The organism is Proteiniclasticum ruminis DSM 24773 (assembly GCF_000701905.1).
Lineage (GTDB): Bacteria > Bacillota > Clostridia > Clostridiales > Clostridiaceae > Proteiniclasticum > Proteiniclasticum ruminis.
Window position 1 is genome coordinate 1 of sequence record NZ_JNKC01000008.1, and the last position, 20,065, is coordinate 20,065.

Annotated in this window: 23 protein-coding genes and 1 pseudogene; 20 read left to right on the forward strand and 4 right to left on the reverse strand. The window is 43.8% G+C overall.

Translation table 11 applies throughout. The features are described 5' to 3' along the window. From T487_RS16255 to T487_RS15970, 6 genes are all read left to right on the forward strand, one after another. Nucleotides 1–112: zinc ribbon domain-containing protein (locus T487_RS16255; protein WP_155953259.1), on the forward strand; the 112-nt coding region annotated here is incomplete at its 5' end. Nucleotides 113–147: 35 nt separating this feature from the next. Next, complete coding sequence (locus tag T487_RS0110010; RefSeq protein ID WP_051651655.1) at nt 148–531, forward strand: SRPBCC domain-containing protein; 384 nt, start codon at nt 148–150, stop codon at nt 529–531. A 153-nt stretch (nt 532–684) separates the two neighbouring features. Then, a complete protein-coding gene (locus T487_RS16750; protein ID WP_278245033.1) occupies nt 685–789 on the forward strand; it encodes an LDCC motif putative metal-binding protein in 105 nt (34 codons plus the stop codon). 21 nt (nt 790–810) lie between these two features. After that, the gene (locus tag T487_RS16260; RefSeq protein ID WP_081827616.1) at nt 811–987 is read left to right on the forward strand and encodes an SHOCT domain-containing protein; all 177 of its coding nucleotides are present in this window, start codon (nt 811–813) and stop codon (nt 985–987) included. Between the two features lie 20 nt (nt 988–1,007). Then, nucleotides 1,008–1,301 carry an SHOCT domain-containing protein gene (locus T487_RS0110025; protein ID WP_031576889.1) on the forward strand — a complete coding sequence of 98 codons (294 nt, stop codon included), beginning with the start codon at nt 1,008–1,010 and terminating at the stop codon, nt 1,299–1,301. 532 nt (nt 1,302–1,833) lie between these two features. Beyond that, nucleotides 1,834–2,778, forward strand: coding sequence for an SH3 domain-containing protein (locus tag T487_RS15970; protein WP_051651656.1), 945 nt, complete (start codon nt 1,834–1,836; stop codon nt 2,776–2,778). Nucleotides 2,779–2,841: 63 nt separating this feature from the next. On the opposite strand, the gene T487_RS0110035 is transcribed toward T487_RS15970, so the two are convergent. Together T487_RS0110035 and T487_RS16265 are read right to left on the reverse strand one after the other, a co-directional pair. Beyond that, on the reverse strand, nt 2,842–3,960 hold the full coding sequence (locus tag T487_RS0110035; protein ID WP_031576891.1) for an RNA-guided endonuclease InsQ/TnpB family protein: 1,119 nt from the start codon (nt 3,958–3,960) through the stop codon (nt 2,842–2,844). A gap of 14 nt (nt 3,961–3,974) precedes the next feature. Then, nucleotides 3,975–4,196, reverse strand: a pseudogene (locus tag T487_RS16265) (MerR family DNA-binding transcriptional regulator); the annotation flags it as partial. A 104-nt stretch (nt 4,197–4,300) separates the two neighbouring features. Here T487_RS16265 and T487_RS0110040 point away from each other — a divergent pair. Beyond that, nucleotides 4,301–4,792 carry a polysaccharide deacetylase family protein gene (locus T487_RS0110040; RefSeq protein WP_081827618.1) on the forward strand — a complete coding sequence of 164 codons (492 nt, stop codon included), beginning with the start codon at nt 4,301–4,303 and terminating at the stop codon, nt 4,790–4,792. A gap of 46 nt (nt 4,793–4,838) precedes the next feature. On the opposite strand, the gene T487_RS0110045 is transcribed toward T487_RS0110040, so the two are convergent. Further along, on the reverse strand, nt 4,839–5,231 hold the full coding sequence (locus tag T487_RS0110045; RefSeq protein ID WP_031576893.1) for a VOC family protein: 393 nt from the start codon (nt 5,229–5,231) through the stop codon (nt 4,839–4,841). A gap of 139 nt (nt 5,232–5,370) precedes the next feature. Between T487_RS0110045 and T487_RS0110050 the strand changes: the two genes are divergently transcribed. The 4 genes from T487_RS0110050 (at nt 5,371) to cls (ending at nt 10,605) form a co-directional block, all read left to right on the forward strand. Continuing rightward, a complete protein-coding gene (locus T487_RS0110050; RefSeq protein ID WP_242848052.1) occupies nt 5,371–5,934 on the forward strand; it encodes a GNAT family N-acetyltransferase in 564 nt (187 codons plus the stop codon). 69 nt (nt 5,935–6,003) lie between these two features. Next, nucleotides 6,004–6,816: a MerR family transcriptional regulator gene (locus T487_RS0110055; RefSeq protein WP_031576895.1), complete on the forward strand. Its 813-nt coding sequence runs from the start codon at nt 6,004–6,006 to the stop codon at nt 6,814–6,816. A gap of 76 nt (nt 6,817–6,892) precedes the next feature. Further along, entirely contained in the window at nt 6,893–8,869 is a 1,977-nt protein-coding gene (locus tag T487_RS0110060; protein ID WP_031576896.1) for a flavocytochrome c, read from the forward strand. Nucleotides 8,870–9,075: 206 nt separating this feature from the next. Then, entirely contained in the window at nt 9,076–10,605 is a 1,530-nt protein-coding gene (cls, locus tag T487_RS0110065; protein ID WP_031576897.1) for a cardiolipin synthase, read from the forward strand. Between the two features lie 149 nt (nt 10,606–10,754). Here cls and T487_RS0110070 read toward each other — a convergent pair whose 3' ends face one another. Beyond that, entirely contained in the window at nt 10,755–11,738 is a 984-nt protein-coding gene (locus T487_RS0110070; RefSeq protein ID WP_031576898.1) for a zinc-binding dehydrogenase, read from the reverse strand. 152 nt (nt 11,739–11,890) lie between these two features. On the opposite strand from T487_RS0110070, the gene T487_RS0110075 reads away from it, so the two are divergent. From T487_RS0110075 to T487_RS0110115, 9 genes are all read left to right on the forward strand, one after another. Continuing rightward, nucleotides 11,891–12,346, forward strand: a complete 456-nt coding sequence (locus T487_RS0110075; protein WP_143004636.1) for a hypothetical protein — start codon at nt 11,891–11,893, stop codon at nt 12,344–12,346. 168 nt (nt 12,347–12,514) lie between these two features. After that, complete coding sequence (locus T487_RS0110080; RefSeq protein ID WP_031576900.1) at nt 12,515–13,228, forward strand: DUF1361 domain-containing protein; 714 nt, start codon at nt 12,515–12,517, stop codon at nt 13,226–13,228. 315 nt (nt 13,229–13,543) lie between these two features. Continuing rightward, a complete protein-coding gene (locus tag T487_RS0110085) occupies nt 13,544–14,536 on the forward strand; it encodes a dihydroxyacetone kinase subunit DhaK (RefSeq protein WP_031576901.1) in 993 nt (330 codons plus the stop codon). 123 nt (nt 14,537–14,659) lie between these two features. Continuing rightward, entirely contained in the window at nt 14,660–15,301 is a 642-nt protein-coding gene (gene dhaL / locus T487_RS0110090; RefSeq protein WP_031576902.1) for a dihydroxyacetone kinase subunit DhaL, read from the forward strand. A gap of 10 nt (nt 15,302–15,311) precedes the next feature. After that, complete coding sequence (locus T487_RS0110095) at nt 15,312–16,085, forward strand: triose-phosphate isomerase family protein (protein WP_031576903.1); 774 nt, start codon at nt 15,312–15,314, stop codon at nt 16,083–16,085. A 1-nt stretch (nt 16,086) separates the two neighbouring features. Continuing rightward, the gene (locus T487_RS0110100) at nt 16,087–16,539 is read left to right on the forward strand and encodes an RpiB/LacA/LacB family sugar-phosphate isomerase (protein WP_031576904.1); all 453 of its coding nucleotides are present in this window, start codon (nt 16,087–16,089) and stop codon (nt 16,537–16,539) included. 215 nt (nt 16,540–16,754) lie between these two features. After that, nucleotides 16,755–17,528, forward strand: coding sequence for a DUF4412 domain-containing protein (locus tag T487_RS0110105; RefSeq protein WP_031576905.1), 774 nt, complete (start codon nt 16,755–16,757; stop codon nt 17,526–17,528). 127 nt (nt 17,529–17,655) lie between these two features. Next, nucleotides 17,656–18,975 (forward strand): CAP domain-containing protein, encoded by a 1,320-nt coding sequence (locus T487_RS0110110; protein WP_162178247.1) that lies wholly within the window; start codon nt 17,656–17,658, stop codon nt 18,973–18,975. Nucleotides 18,976–19,068: 93 nt separating this feature from the next. Then, nucleotides 19,069–19,935: an ROK family protein gene (locus T487_RS0110115; RefSeq protein ID WP_031576907.1), complete on the forward strand. Its 867-nt coding sequence runs from the start codon at nt 19,069–19,071 to the stop codon at nt 19,933–19,935. Nucleotides 19,936–20,065 lie beyond the last annotated feature (130 nt).

Consider the following 20,065-nt stretch of genomic DNA (forward strand, 5'->3'; position numbering starts at 1 on the left):
AAGAGATAGAAAATATAAATGCTCATGTGGCTTCAAAACACATAGAGATAGAGTTGGTGCAATGAATATCATCAAAGCACCTGTGATAGATGGTAAAAGTCTATCAGCCTAAGATACTAAATGTACTGTCTTAGGAGGGGCAATGGCATGCCCTCAGCTTGGGGTCATACTCGCCTACTGGAAACAGACTGGCGTTTCATCACCCAAGAATCCCATTGCTTTAGCTGTGGGAGTGTCAAGTATCTTGATGACACACAGGTTGGAAAAACAGGGGAGCATACTGATACGTATCATGGGAGATTCACGGAACTTAAGCCCTACGAGAAAATTGTGGAAGAGCTCCAGTTTGAAAGTGAGGAAGAGGGCCTTAGAAATAGGATGTCTCTTACATTTTTGCTGGAAGAAATAAAAGAAGGAACGAAGCTGACGGTGATACACGAAGGGCTTCCGGAGTCCATTTCAATGAAAGACAATGAACTGGGCTGGTTGGAAGCACTGGAACAATTGAGAGTGATTTTGCAATTGGAATAGGAAACCATCCTTTAAGAGAACTGAATGAAATGAATGATAAGAGCAGCTTCTTTTTCAGGAGGCTGTTTTTTTTGATTCACATTTTTTGTCACAGTTAAAACATAATTAGAGTGTATGATAAAGTTACAGAAATAGTGAAAGAGGTGAGATGTATTGATTTCCTGGTGGAAAAGACTTCTTGAAAGAATTGCCGAGTCCAACAAGAAGCAGTATGGTAATAAGAAACTGGATTGCTGTGATCTGAATAAACAGAAATAATGATAAAAGGAGGCCATTCAAATGTTTTTGATACCTGTCTTGCTGCTGGTATTTCTATACCTGCATTATAATGGCCGTGACAGATTAACTCCATCTTCAAAGGGCAATAGTGCTTTAACGAAGCTGAAGGAAAGATATATCCGTGGTGAAATCGACGAGGAAACCTATCTTAGAATGAAAACTGTCATAGAAGACTAAGTAGAAAGGAGGAATGACTTATGATGTTTGGCAGAAGATTCTATGGTTCCGGAAGGTACTTCGATCGGTATTTTGACAGATCCTATTATGGACACCATTTCGGTGATTTTGGTATTTGGCATATCCTCATGATGGTAGGGTTTGTATTATTAATTGTTCTTTTAGTGGTACTGATACTGAAGAAATCCAAAGGAAATAACGACCATCCCGTTCAGGAAGATCATTTAAAGAAGATGCTGGATGAACGGTTTGTCCGAGGAGAGATTACCGAAGAAGAATATCAGCAGAAACTTCGTGTTCTCAATCTGAAGTAAAGGATCAAACTATAGACAAAATCTTGATATAACACCCCTGTCTCAATTAAATCTATAGTTCTGACCGTAAGCCTTATGTGGATGCACATAAGGCTTTTTTTGATGCAATCTTTTTTTCTGAGGGGGTCAACATTCAACGTCAATCAGTTCAGATACAGGTATCAGCAGTAATTTTTGTCTTGAATTCATTGTGATTATTGTCCGTAATTATGGACACAAAACATACTATACTTGACTCATAAGCCCCTGGGAGAGAGAAGGCTCATATATAGTAGAAGATGTTACCACTTCTTCGTAAAGCTGTTATGAGGATTCTTGAACCATGGGGCCCTATTGAGTATAGAGAGCTAAGCTTAATTTACTCATCACGCAATAGGGCCTCTTCCATTGAGGAAGAGGTCTCCTATTTGTCCACATATTTGTTACTACTTCGTCTTTCTTCTGTTACTCCTTTGACAAGTAAATTCGTTCACCAGTGCTACAATAGAATCGACAAAAAGGACCTTCATCAATAAAAGAAGGAGGCGCAACCATGAAAACAAGAAGGTTCATCCCAAAGGTTGTGGTCTCTGCGTTTTGTTTGGTTTTGCTTTTGGTTTTTTCTGGAGTTTCTTTGAAGGAAATACATCATATACTCACGGAGAATATCGCAGCAACAGCGGAAGCGACTGAAGTTAAAGTGACAACAGCGAATTTGAATCTTCGTACAGGTCCCAGCACAAGCTATCAGGTAATCCTTGTCATACCTAAAGGTGCTCAGGTGGAAGTCACGGGGTACAGTGGAAACTGGGCGAAGGTAACCTATAATGGAAAGACGGGTTATGCATCCAATGCCTATCTGAAACCTGCAGCAGTGGAAATGTACTATACCACTGCAAGTCTAAACTTAAGATCTGGTCCGGGTACCAGCTATAAGGTGCTCCTTGTGATGCCCAAAGGTGCAGGTGTTGAAGTGCTGATGAAAAATGGGGACTGGTATCAGGTTAGATATAAAGGCACTACGGGCTACGCCAGCAGAAAGTATCTGACTGCAGAAAAGCCTAGCACAGTTGGAACGGTCCTTTATACCACTGATGAACTGAATCTGAGAAAAGGACCAGGGGTCTCTTATGCAATCGTTGCAGTCATGCCAAAAGGATCTGAGGTAACGGTTCTCAGCACATCAGAAGCATGGCCAAAAGTACGCTATAAAACATATGAAGGCTACTGCAGTCCCAAATACTTGTCGGCGACGAAACCTATGGCTCTAGCACCTGTCCTTCATAAAGGCGATAAAACAAGCAGTGTGAAGCAGATTGCGCTCACCTTTGATGATTCACGCTCTGCAGCGAATATCAGGTCCATTTTGAAGGCTCTCGACGCCTATGGGGCAAAAGCTACCTTTTTCCGTTGCCAAAACATTATAGAACTCTATAGTTTTGTTTCATTCCCCATTCATCGTGTCCGATTTTGCCTAGGCTACTTTCGTTTGATATAACACTCCAAGGGCGTAAATTCCCATACAACGCATGGTACATATTAACAGCTATCTTTCAGGAGATTAGGCCGCTAATCTATATCGAGAGAGATTTATGCTGGCGTTATAATCCCTGTCTATAACACAATCACATTCCTCGCAGATATAAGTCCTTTCTGATAGTGACAATCTTGTTTTTACATGCCCACACTCACTACAGGTCTTGGATGATGGATACCAGGTGTCAACCTCTACAAATTCTATCCCATTAAACTCACACTTATACTTCATCTGCCTTCTGAACTCGTATAAGCCTTGCTTCCCAATAGCCTTTGCTAAGTGTCTATTACTCATCATACCTCTAATATTAAGAGTCTCCATAACAACTCGAGATGGTTTGGTTTTCACGATCTCACTTGTCGTCTGGTGCAAATAGTTACTTCTTATATTACTAATTTCCCTATGAAGCAGCTTAATCTGCTTCTCCAGTTTCACTATGTTACTGGTTTTTACGAACTTTCCTCCGATCTTATTCATCTCATATTTCCTGGACACCTGACGCTGTAACCTGCGTAGCTTCTTCTCCTTCTTCCTCATCTCTTTACTTTTGTTTATATTCTTATATACTTTTCCATTAGAACATACTGCCAGGTCTTTAATCCCAACATCAATACCTAAGCTCTCACCAGTCAATTCTAACTCAGGCTTTTCCATTTCTACCCCATAGACTACGTATTTCCCATCATAGGAAACTCTGGGGTTTCTGTACTTCTTCCCCAATGGAATCTGATTTATCTTTATACTTACCCAACCAACCTTCTCTAATAATACACTGCTCTCCTTGAATTTAATTTTCATATTGTCATTATAAAATGAAGGCTTTGACCTTTTTCTACTCTTAAACTTCGGTTTTTCAGATACCTTCTTAAAGTACCTCTTGTAAGCATCACAGGCATCTTTTACAGCCTGCTTTGCTACATTGTTTGAAACCTCACTTAACCACCTGTACTCATCTTCCTTCTTCATCAGAGTAATCTCTTTCCTCAATTCATTGTCAGACATGAATTTATTTCCATTGTTATAGTTTTCTTCTTGTCTCGCTAGAGTCCAATTATACACAAACCTAGCAGTGCCAGCAGATCTCCATAAGGCCTTCTCCTGCTCTTCACTAGGAAATAGCCTCACTTTCCTCCCCAGTATCATTCTTTAACAACTCCTTCATCATCTTCTTTTTGCTTAGATGAACTCACCCTGTAGTATCCTATTATCCTTCTATTTTTAACTTTAATACCGCTTATGCTTAAAAAATGATTTAGCTGTTCCTGAAAATAGTATCTGTACCCAGTTGGAGCTATATGGTGTGGTTTAAACAAGTCTTTTTTACCCCATTCTCTTAATGTTTGAGCATTTTTACCTATGAGCTCTGCAAATTCACCAATCGTATACTACTTCATATAATCACCTTTCTTCTAGCATAACTTAAACATTGAAGTAATTAAATATATTAAATAGATTTATAGAAACTCTTGTAATGTTATAGTCACTGTTATTCTGCCCCAATGGTGATTTTGTGAAGAATAATCCGGGGATCATTTCAGAGATCGCAGCCAAAGGTCATGAGATTGAAAGCCATGGATACAGCCATAAGAGCCTTACAGGTCTTTCGGACAGTGAAGTGAGAAATGAGATCAGACTGGCAAAAAATGCCCTCTATTCGGCCATCGGCAAAACCTCCACACTGTTAAGGCCACCCAATGGAAGGTATGATGAAAGGATCCAGAGACTGGCAGCAGAGGAAGGCATGAGATATCTGATCCTGTGGTCTGTGGATACCAGCGACTGGGCTACCACCAGGTATGGCGTAACCATCACCACCCAGTATGTCATTGATGAAGCGGTAACAAAAGCAACTCAAAGTGGCATCATTCTGATGCACATGCATTCTTCTAAGACCATGGAAGGACTGCCCACGATCCTGAAACGTCTGAAAGATGCCGGATACAGTTTTGTGAGAATTTCGGATATGGTTCAGTGATGTGACGATAGTAGCCCCTCTGCTCAAAAAAGCAGAGAGGCTTTTTTTATTCCCCTGTGACTTCTACTTTCATCCGATCCGGATCTTCGAAAAATACCGCGTAATAATCGGGTCCACCTGCATAGGGGTGCTTTTCCTCATAGAGGATTTTCACGCCCTTCTCCTTCAGTTTCAGCGTGAGACTGTCAACAAAGTCTTTGCTTCCCCCATGAAAAGCCAGGTGATTGAGGCCTGCTCTGCATCTATGGTAAGGGATGTCCAAAAATCTTTCTTCTGTCTGTACAAATACCAGGTAGGTATGTCCCAGGAGATAGCTGATGCCTTGAGGCCAGACTTGATATTCTTCATAGCCTAGTTCCTGCAGCAGCCACCCCCAGAAAGCCTTGCTTTTTTCGAGATCTTTCACATATAGTTCAATATGATGCAATGCACCCTTCATATTTCATCACCCTTTCTCATGGTGTTTAGTTACTTCTTTCTAGTATAAAGGATTTTAGCACATACATCCTGCATCTGTGATAATTCTTCTAGTGGAAGCTGTATATTTTCTAAGTAAGAGAGGTGGTATACTGAAAACAATGAGAATGAAAGGTGTGGTGAGGATGGAGCTGAGAACAGATAGACTGATCCTGAAGAAGCTCGATCGGCGGGATGCAGAGGAGCTGTATAGGTATCGCTCAAAAGAGGAGGTGCTGAAATTCCAGAGCTTTCACCCTAGGAGCCTTCAGCATGTGGGAGATTTTTTTCAGGATCTTGCAGAGATGCCTGATGTGGAGGATACTTGGTTTCAGCTCGGCATCCATCTGAAAGAAGAGAAGAAGCTCATTGGAGATCTTGGGCTTCATTTTCTGCCAGATGGCTGTCAGGTGGAAATCGGGTATAGCTTGGACCCTTGTTATCAGGGGAAGGGATATGCGACAGAAGCTATAAAAGAGATTCTGAAGTACCTTTTTGAGAAGCTTCAGAAGCATCGCGTCACAGCCTCCGTAGACCCACTGAATGAGAATTCTATCAGGCTTCTGGAAAGACTGGGATTTCGGAGAGAAGCACATTTCATCAAAGGACTTTTCTATGAGGGAGCATGGGTGGATGATGTGATCTATGCTATGCTGCGGGAAGAGTGGGTAGAGAGGAATCAGTAGAAAAAAAGAATATTTCATCGTATTATGTTAAAATGCTAACATAATCATTGAAATGGAGCGGATAGCATCATGAATTACACAATCAAGAAGTTTGCCAGTATGCAGGGTCTAACCGTAGATACGCTGCGTCAGTATGAGAAAAAGGGGATTATACAGCCTTTTCAGGATGAGGAAAATGGATACCGGTATTATTCGGATATGGACGTTCGCATTGTATCTACCTCCAGATGGTATTCCAGTCTTGGATTTACCTTGAGTCAGGTGGCGGAGATTATGAAGACGCTGTCTAATGAATCTCTACAGTCCGCTTTTTCAGAGAAAATCCTGGAGCAAAAGAGGCAGATCGTGTATGAGGAGGAAAAACTCAAGGAGCTGATAAGATTTCAAAGATACTATAATCTTATTGAAAGAGGCGAACCATTCTATGAAGAAGTGGCTCTTCCGGAGCTTCTCTACCTTCCTCATTCTATGAAAGACCAGCTCATGCAGGATGAAGATATTCTCCCTTATGTCAGGGCGTGGATGGAGCTTTTGCCTGTGACGTTCTATACCAGATGGGTACCCAAAGCATCCATCGAAAAGAGAGAGCCCTTTCACTACTATATGGCTCTTTGCATTTCAAAGGAAAATCTAGCTCTGTGGCCAGTACCCCTTCCATCATGCGTGAGAACTTCACCTGAAAGAAAATGTATCCATACCATCCTTAGAAAAAAACATGAGGAAGTACTCTCTGGAAAACATCTGGATCAGGGGCTGCTGTATTTGGAGAAGAATGGCTATCGTCTATCTGGTGATGTCATGACCATGTACATTTCAAGCAGAATAGAACAAGGACAGAAAGTGAACTATCACTACGCATATTTTCCTGTGGAAACCGAATAATATTCCCTTGACCTTGGTGCTGCACCAGGGTTTATATTTAGTTTGATAAATATCAAACTTGAAAGGGGAAAAGGAAATGTTCAAAAAGAAATGTATGGCAGCAGTGCTCCTGATGCTCCTCCTCATCAGCGGTGGCTGTGGAGCGAAAGAGGAGGAGGTTCCTGAAACACCATCGGCTGGATCTGAAAAGCTTTATACCGCAGGAGAATATACAGCAACGGGTGAAGGAAACTACGGGGAAATTCCAGTAACCATGACATTCAGTGAGACAGAAATTCTGTCTATTGTTGTCGGAGATAACGAAGAAACGCCAGATATTGCAAAACCTGTATTTGAAAAGATTCCTGAGGAAATCTTGAAGGGCCAGACTCTTCATGTGGATGTCATTGCGGGAGCAACCAATTCCAGTAAAGGTCTTCTGGCTGCCATTGAAGCTTGCATTCTAAAAGCAGGCGGAGATGTAGAAAAACTCAAGAATAAAGTGGTCGAGCAAGGAAAGAAAGAACCAATAGAAAAGACAGTGGATGTTGTCATTATTGGCGGTGGCGGAGCAGGCGCAGCAGCCGCTGCCTCAGCAGCTGAGAATGGAGCTTCTGTGATTCTAGTGGAAAAAGGTTCCTCACTAGGTGGAAATACTGTTCGTGCAGGCGGTGCCTATAATGCGGTAGATGAAGAAAGACAATCTGCCGTGGACATGAACGATGCACTGATCAATGATCTGAAAGCGATTCTAGAAGTGGATGAAAACACATTTGGTGATTTCAAAGATACAGTCGTAACACTGAAAGGTCAGATTGAGAAGTATTTTGAAGACGGGGATACCACAAAGCTTTTTGACTCTGAAGAACTTCATATGTATCAGATCTACATCGGTGGAAAGCGTACAGATAAGAACGGTGAAGAAATCACAAGCAATCTGTCCCTGGCAAAGAAGCTGACGAGTCAAGCGCTGGATGCGCTCAATTGGCTGGTGTCCAAAGACTCTACTTTAAAAATCAACGACAGCATCGGAACTGTACTTGGAGCCATGTGGCCAAGAACCCACGGACTCTCAGCTAGTGTTGGGGTGGGCTTTATAAACCCTCTAGCAGAGGATGCGAAGAAGAATGGCGCTGAGTTCATGCTGGAAACAAAAGCAGAAGAGCTGATCATCGAAAATGGACGTGTCTCTGGGGTGAAAGCGGTAAAAACAGATGGCACGGAAGTGACATTACATGCGACGAAAGGTGTCATCATGGCTACTGGCGGATTTGGTGCCAATGCAAAGATGGTTGCACAGTACAATACCTACTGGCCTACTATTCCTGAAGATATGAAGAGCACCAATACTTCTAATGCCCAAGGCGATGGCATCAATATGGGTATTGAAGCGGGAGCAGACCTTGTGGGGATGGGATTTGCACAGCTGATGCCAAGCTCACATCCTGAAACAGGAGCTCTTTCCGGTGGTGTGTGGGGAAGTGCAGAATCTCAGGTTTTCATCAATAAAGAAGGAAAGAGATTTGTCAATGAATACGCAGAAAGAGACGTGCTGGCCAGCGCTGCGCTGAAGCAGACAGACAGCCTCTTCTATATCATCTGCGATCAGGTCACCGCAGGAAATCCACAGCCTGGAGATAAGAACGGCTGGGGAGATGTCATTGATGATCTGGTGGCTACTAAGAGCATCTACCGGGCAGGTACTTTGGAAGAACTTGCAGAGCAGATGGGTATTCCTGCAGATGTATTTGTCTCTGAAATCGAGAAGTACAATACCTTTATTGATGATCAGAAGGATCCAGAGTTTGGAAAAACCAATTTTGGTACAAAGATCCTGGAAGCGCCTTTCTATGCAACACCTCGTTCTCCATCGCTCCACCATACCATGGGTGGTCTAGCAATCAATGACGAAGCTCAAGTGCTGGATAAAAACGGAGCAGCTATTCCTGGCTTCTATGCAGCAGGAGAAGTCACCGGCGGTATCCATGCTGGTAACAGACTGGGTGGAAATGCACTGACGGACATTCTGGTCTTTGGAAGAATCGCTGGCAAGAATGCGGCAGAAGGAAAATAAGGATATACAGCAATTAAGAAAGCGGCGATTATAGCCGCTTTTTTGATTCTAGAGCATAAATTAAGTACCTAAGAAAGGTCCATTTGAAATCCTGTGTTTTTAAAAATTGCTGAAATAACTGAAAAGATCAGCAAACCGCCTTGAAACCTTGCAGAATGAAGCTAGAAAGGCTACATTAAAAGAAAAGAACTTGGAGGACAGATGAAATGCAGCTACTTAAGAAAATCAACTACAGAATCGCCCTCATTGCACTCATCATTGTGGTGCAGCTTTTATGGGGAACTCTCTTTCTCATGGACTTTGTGGGAAATCGGGAGTGGATCAGTGTCATGCTTTCCATCCTCAGTCTTATGGTGGTCTTGTTCCTGAATATGAAAGAGGAGAATGCTTCCTATAAAATTGGGTGGATCATTCTCATTATGACACTTCCAGTTTTTGGCGGACTGTTCTATCTTCTTTTTGGCAACAAGAGGCCTTCAGGATTCATGAGACTCAGGCTTCTAAGATCCCATGAAAGAATCCACCCGCTGCTTCCAAAGAGCAAGGAAGTGTTGGATAAACTGAAAAAAGAAGATGACAGGGCTCATGGCACAGCCAAATATGTGGCCAAGAAAAATGACTTCCCATTATATGAAAAAACCGATGTGAAGTACTATCCTGTGGGGGAAGAAATGTTCTCTGATATGATCAAAGTCATGGAGAAGGCAAAACACTTCATATACCTGGAGTATTTTATCGTGGAAGAAGGTCTCATGTGGAACCGGATGCTGGAAGTTCTATCCGGAAAAGTGAAGGAAGGGGTGGATGTCCGCATGATTTACGACGATGTGGGATCCATGTTTCTTCTGCCCAATGACTTCGTCAAAAAAGTGGAGGCTGCTGGCATCAAGTGCATGGCATTCAACCGGTTCCGCCCCATTCTCTCAGTGGTGATGAACCATCGGAACCACAGGAAGATCCTGGTGGTGGACGGTCATACAGCGTTTACCGGAGGAATCAACCTGGCGGATGAGTATATCAATGAAAAGATGCGGTTCGGACACTGGAAAGATACTGGAATCAGGCTTAAAGGAGAAGCAGTGAAAGGCTTTACCCTGATGTTTCTTGAGATGTGGAATGCGTTCCGTAGTGATGCAGTGGACCCCCTGGCACTGCCAGAGGTCTTGTATGATCCGTCATCATTCACTGCCAAGGGCTATGTGCAGCCTTTCTCGGATTCTCCACTGGATGATGAACCCCTTGGAGAGAATATCTATATTGAAATACTGTCTCAAGCCAGAGACTATGTCTATATATTCACTCCTTATCTCATCATAGACAATGAGCTGCAGTCCGCCCTTTGCCTTGCGGCGAAACGCGGGGTGGATGTAAGAATTGTTACCCCTGGGATTCCTGATAAGAAGCTGGTCTTTCGGATCACCAGGTCCAATTACATGCCTCTCCTGAAGGCTGGGGTCCGGATCTATGAGTACACCCCAGGATTCATACACGCTAAGAGCTATGTCAGCGACGATGACATTGGGGTGGTAGGTACCATCAACATGGACTATAGAAGTCTGTATCTTCATTTTGAATGCGGTGCCCTCCTCTATGGACATGAGGTGCTGAAGGATCTAAAGAAAGATGCACTTGAGACCTTTCATGTGAGTAAAGAGATTAAAAAAGGGGACCTGAAGGAAACGCTCCCTGCCAGAATCTTTGATGCTCTCTTGCGGCTCTTTGCCATACTGTTCTGATGATGTTCACCACGGGACTGCCAGGTTCCTTCATATGATACTGAAGTAGAGGAAAGTGTCTCATTCCCCACGATGGCGTAATCCGGAGGAGATAAAAAAGACGAAAAGGAGTGAACCCTTTAAAGGAACGCTCCTTTTCGTCTTTTTCGTCACTCGATGATCTTCACAAGAATCTTTCCACGAACATGTCTAGTGGTCAGTTCCCGGAGTCCTTCCTTCAATGCGCTGAAAGGGAGGATCTTGGAGATCATAGGATCCACTTTTCCTGAAACTGTGAGGGCTGCAAGTTCTTCTGCCATGACCCGGAGGTCTTTTCTTTGCAGGTCATTTTTCGAGCTGTGGGCTCCGCCTAGGGCCAGGCTGTGGATAGAGACAGCTTTTCTGTAAGGGTTAAAACCCGTGAGATCCGGAAGATCCACAATGGAAATGAGATGACCGTTATAGGCAAGCCTATTGAGATCCTCTTCGGCGGATTCTTTACTCACCGTATTAAGGATAAGGTCAGCCCCAAGGGATCTGGTGAGGGTCATGACCCGTTCTGTGACATCCTCACTTTTGTAGTCGATGACTTCGTCAGCGCCAAGACCCTTCACATAGGATTCATTCTCCTTGGAGCAGGTGGTGATGACGTTGAGACCCAGGCTTTTCGCGATCTGTAGGGCGAAGCCGCCAACCCCGCCTGCACCTCCATGGATGAGCACCCAGTTCATAGGGGCTGTGTTTACTTTTCTAGTGAGGGCCTGATAGGCGGTAAGACCTGCGCAGGGAAGTGCAGCGGCGGCAGAAAAGTCCATACCATCAGGAATCTTTGCCGCAGTTAAGGCTGTGGTCACAGCGTATTCTGCAAAAACGCCCGGTTTACTGAGGTCTCCATGATAAAAGACCCGGTCTCCAACCTTGAAGTCATGGACTTCCTCTCCCACAGCTTCCACTTCTCCGGCTCCATCCAGACCTGGCACAAAGGGATACACCCACTTATTATGTCCTCCTGAAAGAACTTTATAGTCCACAGGATTCAGTCCTGCCACATGGATTTTCACAAGGATCTCCCCTTTTTTTGGTTCAGGTTTTGGCAGGTCCATGAGGGTCAGATTCTCAAAAGAGCCTGGACTTTCTATTGCATATGCTTTCATTATATCCACCTCGATCTTTTCATTGTGCCATAGGGATGACACACTACAATTCTACAATGACACTATGAAGCGGAGAAGAAGAACTGGTGAAATTTTTTTAGATTCCCATGGATTGCGTCAGTTATTCGTAACTTCCATACAAAATCTTTGCTATGATAAAAAGAAAAGAGATGACTGGCGGGCTGGTCATTATTGAAGGACCGGTGAATGATGGAAACAGCGCTCTGGACTATAATGGGACCTTCACTGTATCAGGAGGTACGTTGCTTGCACTGAGATCCAGCGGTATGGCCATGAATGTCTCAGAGACCTCTACTCTAGGAGCCTTTCTCTTAAATGGGGAAGAAGTGGTTGCGGGTGAAACCCTGGTCATCAAGACATCCTCAGGAGAAGAGCTGTTATCTTATACTACTGAGAAAAACAGTGCTTCTCTCCTGTTCTCCTCAGAAGACCTGAAACAAGGAGAAACCTATACGGTTTATGCTGAAGGGAATGAGCTGAGTGAAGTGTCTATGACAAGTCTTGTGACAACCATGGGGGCTTCTGGTATGACACCTGGTGGCGGCAATAACCCAGGAGGAGGAAAGATTCCGGGGGGTAGACCTTAAGAAAACAGAGCAAAGGACTGCGCAGACAATGATTTGCACAGCCCTTTGCTTCTTCTTTTTGATGATTATGAAGAAAGTCATGAATCTTTCAGAAAAAACTTGGACTTTTCTAGACTTCCATGGAGATAATAGAAGAAAGTGTAATAATGCAAGGTGTGAGGTGCGAAAATGGAAGAAAAACTGAAACAGGTCGTGGGCGTTCTTTTACTATGTACGTTGATATTCATCCTCTGGATGTTTTTTGGAGGACCTTTTGATACTTATTATCTTCTTTGGAATCTTTTCCTCGCGTGGATTCCCCTCGGAATGGCACTGCTTCTAATTCGTGAGAGGAAGAAAGAGCCATCCGGACCCCGGTCCTTGTTAAAAGGACTCTGGGCGGCGTTATGGCTTTTCTTCTTTGCCAATGCGGTCTATGTGATTACGGATTTTATCCATCTCAGTCAGGATGTTTTTTATTATCCGAACCCGTCCTATGAGCCTTATTCCGGGGCAGAACGTATTCTCTACAGCATGGAGAAACTGCCCTGGAACAATTTTTTCTCCATTTCCTATGCGGTGTTTCTTGGATGTGCTCTCAGTGCCCTTTCCTTATACCTTCTGCATCGGGAGCTAAGAAGGACAAAGGGAAACCTCAAAGCTTGGGGGATGGTTGTAGCTGTCCATCTTCTTAGTGGCTATGCCATCTATCTTGGCAGGTTCATCCGCTTCAACTCCTGGGATGCGGTGCTTCGGCCAGTGCATCTTCTCCGGTTTGTTGTGGGGAGTTTTGATAAACAAGCACTTTCTTTCAGCCTTCAGTTTTTCCTCTTGTCTCTTTTTATTTATCTGATGTTTTATCTCTTTGCAGATCTTGGGAATAGTGAAGGAAAAGCAAAGTAGCTCTGTTTTTCTCTGTTTGAAGATTGGAGAAACAAGCTGCTGCATAGAAGAGTATCCTGGTGATCTTAAGGGAGTGTCATCTGTCCGTACTGGGACTGTTTTCATCACTCATCTGTCATGATGAAATTTAATTCTAATATAATGGGAAAAAAACCAAATCGTTAATAAAAGGTTTACATTCATCTGTTGAATCCATTCGTTTTTTGCTCAATAATAGAGATATGAGGATTCTTTGAGATTCAAATATGTTTCTTGAATGTAGGAAGTATTATGCATTTTAAAGAGCTTTAATATCGTATAAAAGGAGAATGAGTAATGAGAAGACTGATCAATGATCCTTATGATGTGGTGGAGGAAATGCTGTCTGGTTACGTGAAGACACACAGCGACTATGTAAAACTTCTGGAGCATGACGGAAGAGTGGTTGTCACTACAAATCCTGTACCTGGAAAAGTCGGTGTCATCATTGGTGGCGGCTCAGGACACGAACCTCTATTTTTGGGCTATGTAGGAAAAAACTTTGCAGATGCTGCTGTCATCGGCAACATCAATACTTCTCCCTCACCAGAACCTTGTTATAACGCTGTAAAAGCAGTAGATCAGGGCAAAGGCTGTATTTATCTTTATGGAAACTATGCAGGAGACGTGATGAACTTTGATATGGGTGCTGAAATGGCAGCCGACGATGGTATCCGTGTGGAGACAGTTCTTGTGACAGATGACGTGGTTTCTTCTGAAAATATTGAAGACAGAAGAGGAATCGCTGGAGACCTTTTTGTGTTCAAGGCTGCTGCTGCCGCTGCTGCCAAGGGTATGGACCTGGATGAAGTAGTTGCGGCTGCAAAGAAATGTAATGACAATACCCGTTCCATGGGTGTTGCACTGTCTTCCTCCACCATTCCAGTAAAGGGTGGCACCATTTTTGATATGGAAGATGGAGATATGGAAATCGGTATGGGTATTCACGGTGAGCCTGGAGTACGTCGTGGTAAGATCGAACCTGCGGATCAGGTTGTAGATGAAATCATGGAACATATTCTAAAGGATTTCCCGCTTTCTGAAGGCGATGAAGTGTACACACTGGTGAATGGTCTTGGCGGCTTGCCTTTGATGGACCAGTATATCATTCATAACCATCTGGAAGAAGTGCTGAGAGAAAAGGGTGTTAAAATCTACAAATCACTCGTAGGAAACTATGCGACTTCTATGGATATGATCGGTATGGGCATCACCATTGTCAAGGTGGACGAGGAGCTGAAGGAGCTTCTGGATTATCCAGTGGATACTCCTTATATGAGCATCAGATAATATACATCTCTACTTGAGGATATCCGCAGAAAAAGAGGTCTTGGCCTTTTTTGAGCGGATATCCTTCCATTTCAAAAGAAGATAATAATCCCGGAACCAAAGGTTCTGGCCGGAGGAAATAGTATGGTATATAACAAGGAATTTTTTAAAAACTTTATTCTGCGTCTCATCCCCATGTTTGAGGAGCATCGGGACTATCTGTCAAAGCTGGACTCGGATATCGGAGATGGAGACCATGGAATCAACATGTCCATCGGGTTCCGTGAGGTGGAGAAGCAGCTGGATAAAATCTATGAGGAAACAGAAGACATCGCTTCTTTTTATAAGAAAGTCGGCATGATCATTCTTGGAAAAGTAGGTGGGGCTGCAGGTCCCCTTTATGGCAGTCTTTTCATGAAAGCCGGAGACGATGTGAAGGGTAAAAATGAGCTGAGCTTTTCTGAACTTGTAGGATTCATAGACAATGGTGTTAAAGCCATTGAAGCGAGAGGAAAAGCTGTAGTAGGAGATAAGACCATGGTAGATGCGCTTCGTCCTGCAGTAGATAAGCTGAAGGAATCAGCAGAATCTGGAAAGGATGAACTGGAAAGCTTTGAAGCCTTTGTGGAAGAGCTGAAGGCAGGTTCTGACAGAACTATTCCCCTCATCGCAAAGAAGGGAAGAGCCATGAGACTGGGTGAAAGAGCCATTGGATTCAGAGATCCCGGTTCCTTCTCCTCTTATCTCATTTATCAGGAAATGCTGAAGGAAATGAAGAATGCATAAGGAGAACACCATGAAGAGAAAACCCATCGTGGGCATGAGCCTGAAGATTTACGTGAACCGTATGGAAGAGGCGAAGACCCTGGCAGAGGAGATGAAAAAGAGACTCGGGCAGATGGAAGATCTGGATCTTTTTCTCATTCCCTCCATGGGGACACTCTATCCGGTGGCAGAGATCCTAAAAGACTCTGCCATACACTATGGGGTGCAGAATATTGCGCCCAAAGCCCAAGGTGCCTATACAGGAGAGTTTTCCATTGAGAGTGCGGAAGATCTTTCCTGCTCTTTGGTGGAGCTCGGACATGCCGAGCGTAAAGCTCTTTTCCAGGAGACACCAGACATGATCAATGAGAAGGTGCATCTGACCCTACAATACAATATGTGGCCCATTGTCTGTATCGGTGAACGGGAAAAGGGAGATGGAAGAAAGGAAGCGCTGAAGGATCAGATTCTTTCTTATCTGAAAGACGTCTCTCCGGAAAGATTCCAAGACCTCATTCTTGCATATGAACCGGAGTGGGCCATCGGACAGCCGGAGCCTGCAGAGGCTTCTTATGTGCACAAATCCATGGCCCTCATCCGGGAGATTGTCCGGGAGCACTTTGGTGAGAATGCAAGCTCAGCTGTGCGGCTCATCTATGGCGGGTCTGCAAAGAAAGAGACAGCCATGGAAATTGCAAAGTCAGAAGATGTGGATGGTCTTTTCATCGGCAGGTTTGGACACGAGATGGACAACCTGGAAGCCATCATAAGGAACGTAAGAGAAGCAAAGAAAGGTGGAGTATAGTATGAAAATCGCCATTGGTTGCGATGAAATGGGATATGAGCTGAAGCAGCATATCCTTACAGTATTAAAAGACAACGGATTTGAGTTTGAAGATTTTGGATCCTTCGAAGGAGAAAAAATTCTCTATCCCAATATTGCAGAAAAGGTTGCCAAAGAAGTGGCATCAAAGAAATTTGACAGGGGCATCATCCTCTGTGGAACGGGCATTGGCGTAGCCATTACAGCAAACAAAGTCCATGGCATAAGAGCAGCCCAGGTAGCGGATGTGTATTCAGCAGAAAGAGCCGCGAAAAGCAATGATGCAAACATCATCACCATGGGTGGACTCACCATGGGGAAAGCCCATGCAGAAATGCTGACCCTGGCATACCTTCGCAGCGAGTTCCAGGGAGGACGTTCTCTTCCCAAAGTGGACCGTATGAAGGAAATTGATGACCAGTACAGAGGAGAATAGTCTTTGTGAAAATCAGCACTCTATAGAAGGGTGCTGATTTTTCGTTCTGTGCATGATGGGAAGTCACTTGTTCTTCTTTTTTCGGAGTGCTACAATGAGGTCAAACATTCAGCAGTGTATCTTTAACAGAATATGGACGATGTATTCCTGTCGACTGACGCTCCAGGACGATGGCAGGGGAAAATGACCCTGCATGAAAGAAAGGAAGTGTGGTCATGATCAAGAAGTCTTTACTCATCCGATGGATGAGTGTTCTCATGGTGTCTTTGCTGTTTGCCCTGTTTGTTGGTTGCAGTTCCAAAGAGGAGCCTGAAACACCCGTTAAAACACCGCCTGCAGAAGAAGGAGAAGAAGAGGAAGAGAAGCCGGAAGAGACGCCTGGTGAGGAGAAACCTTCCGAAGAAAATACCCTGAGTGAGGAAGAACTGAAAGATCTTTTTGGCAGTGGAAAAGATATGGCGGAAATCTATTATGAAATGAACGTCACAGGTATGGACAGTGAAAATACCATCAGCCGCATGTACCTCAAAGGCAGTAAAATGAGAGTAGAGAGTGAAGTCATGGGGCAGACTTTTGTGATGATTCATGGAGAAGACGCTCTGTATATTCTGGATGACTCCACTAAAACGGCCATGAAAATGCCATTGGGAGAAAATGTCGAGGGAGAGCAGGATACTTTTACCATGGATGATTTCACCAACGATGTGGATGAAACAGACATGACCTATGTGGGGAAAGAAATGCTTAACGGAGTTTCCTGTCATGTGGTGGAGAGCACAAAGCTTGAAGAGGGTTATCATGTGAAAATGTGGCTCCATGAGGAGTACGGCTTCCCCATGAAGATGGAGTCCTATAACAAAGACGGTTCTGAAGCCTTTGTCATGGAAGTGACAGACTTTAAAGTGGGAGATCTTTCTGATGCGCTGTTTGAAGTGCCGGAAGACTATGAGATTGTGGACATGGGAAATCTCATTCCCACTGTCCCATAAGCGATAGGACGGTCTACAGACAAAATATGACAATTTTTACCGGCAGTGGAAAAACTGCCGGTTTTTTCGTGCGGATTTCCAGAAAAGTGATATGATGAATGTAAGAAATGGAGAAAGAGGTGCAGTGATGAAAAGAATTAAAGTGTTCAGTCTGCTAATGTCGAGTCTCGTTCTTTTTTCTTGTATCTCCAATCCGTACTTTTCTAAAGAAGAGACAGACGAGGAGCATCCTGAAGTCCTTCAAGTGGAGAAGGCTCCGGAAAAAGAAGTGATGGAGCCTGTATCAGATCTTCCTTCCTTACCATCCAGTGGAGAAACATCGGCTCAAGAGCCCATGGAGAATGAAAAAAGAAAAGAAGAGCCTCTCACCTTCATAAAGCATCATCAGGTGTTCTTTATGAAAATGACAGGAAATCTTCGCAAAGGTCCCGGGATTCAGTATGAGATTCTTCAAGTGATCTATGAAGGGGAAAAGATTGAAACCTTAGAAAAGGTCAGCAACGGCTGGTACAAAGTCCAATACGGCAGCGTTGGAGGGTATCTCAGCGGTATTCTTCTTACATTGGAAGAACCCCTTGAAATCTCAAAAGAAAATACTGTACCCGTGAAAGAACCAGTAGAAACCCCTTCAAACACGAAACCATCTGAAGCACCAGAGTCACCCACTGAAACCGCTTCGAAGCCTCAGGAGAAATCACCACAGGATGAAACTGCAAAAAGCGCTGGGGAAACTTCCCCACTGAGTACAGAAAAAACTGTGGGAAGCGATGAAGTGATGCTTCCAGATGCTACGATGAAGCACCAGAGGGAAGTTCGGAATATTGGACTGCGTGTCAATGCCATAGAAATCTCTGATGATACACATCCTTACGGGACCATTTTAGAAATGGTATCAAAGCCAGGCATATATAAAAAAGGGGACACCATTGACATAAAGATAGCGGTGGCATCGGATAAAAGAGCATACTTCAGTACTGCAGATAGAAGCCTTCCGCAAAACTACAAATCTGTTGTCCATGAAAATCTGGAGAAAGAGATTCTATCTATTCTGAATGCCTACAGAAAAGACAATGGACTGAAAGAGCTTCTGCTGAAAGAGGATCTCATCAGTTCAGCTAGATATAAAAGTGAGTCTATGCTGCAGCATGATTATTTTGCGCACTATAATCCCCATTTGGAGTATATTTCCTTTGGTGATCTTATGAACTTTATCTTCGGCTATACGCAGTACACCAAAAAAGGAGAGAATCTTTTTGCCAATATGGGCAGTGAGGCTGTCTCCGCTCAAGTGATTTTTGAAGGGTGGAAAAACTCCCCTTCACACAATAAAGCCATGCTGGATCCGGAGTATATTTATGTAGGAGTTGGAGTCATCACAGCTCCTGTCAGCGGAACTTTCTATGGTGGGAAATATGTGACCCTGGCCACCCAGCATTTCGGGAAGTAAGCATAACCCAATTGGATGGATCAAAAATAGAAAGAACACACGAGAAAAAATATTCTTTCCTAAATTGAAAAATAAAGGAGCAGGAAGTGATGTATGAATCTATTTGCAGTTGATATCGGAGGATCCAGTATAAAGTATGGTCTTTATGGGGAGGATGGATTGCGTCATAAGGGATCTTTCAAAACCCCGGATACTTATCCATTAATGAAAGAAGAGCTGTTTCGGGTATTGTCCGAAATGAAAAAAGAAACAGAAATTTCAGGTGCAGCCTTCAGTGCTCCTGGTACAGTGGATAGCGAGCGTGGGTATATCGGAGGTCTTAGTGCGGTGTCTTATATCCATCATTTCAATATCAGAGAGGACTTGGAGAACTTTTTGGGCGTTCCCGTAACCATTGAGAATGATGCCAACTGTGCGGCGCTTGCTGAACTTTATGAAGGAGCTGCACAGGATGTGAATGACGTCCTCTTTATGGTCATCGGCTCCGGTATAGGAGGAGCTGTGATCATGGACAGAAAGCTCTATAAAGGCAGAAATCTCTTTGGCGGTGAGTTCGGCTACATGCTGCTCGCAGAAAATGACAGTTTGAGCTCACTGGGCAGCCCTGTCCAAATGGCAAGAAGATACAGTGAAGAAACAGGGGAACTGGTGGAAGGCAGTGAAGTGTTTCTTCGTGCCGAAGAAGGAGATCCAATAGCAATAAAGCATGTGGAAAGCCTGATTGATGGCCTTGCAAGAGGGATTTTCAATCTGTCCTGCACGTTCAATCCGGATCGGTTTGTCATTGGAGGAGGAATATCCAGAAGAGAGGATTTGATTCCCAGTCTGCTGGAAAGAACAAAGTGGTACTTAGCAGGAAAAGGAGCAGAGGGACTTGAGGTGAATCTTGTTCCCTGCGCCTTCAGAAGTGATGCCAATCTGATTGGAGCCGCCATCCATTTCAGAGAATCCAGGAAATAGTGACTTTAAGGAGAGCGGATAAATCATCTGCTCTCTTTTTACGAGAAAATCTTTCTTTGAACATTAGAACATCATAGAAAATGTCTGAGTTGAAATTCTTCCGATATCCTTGGTACTCAAAGAAATGGTT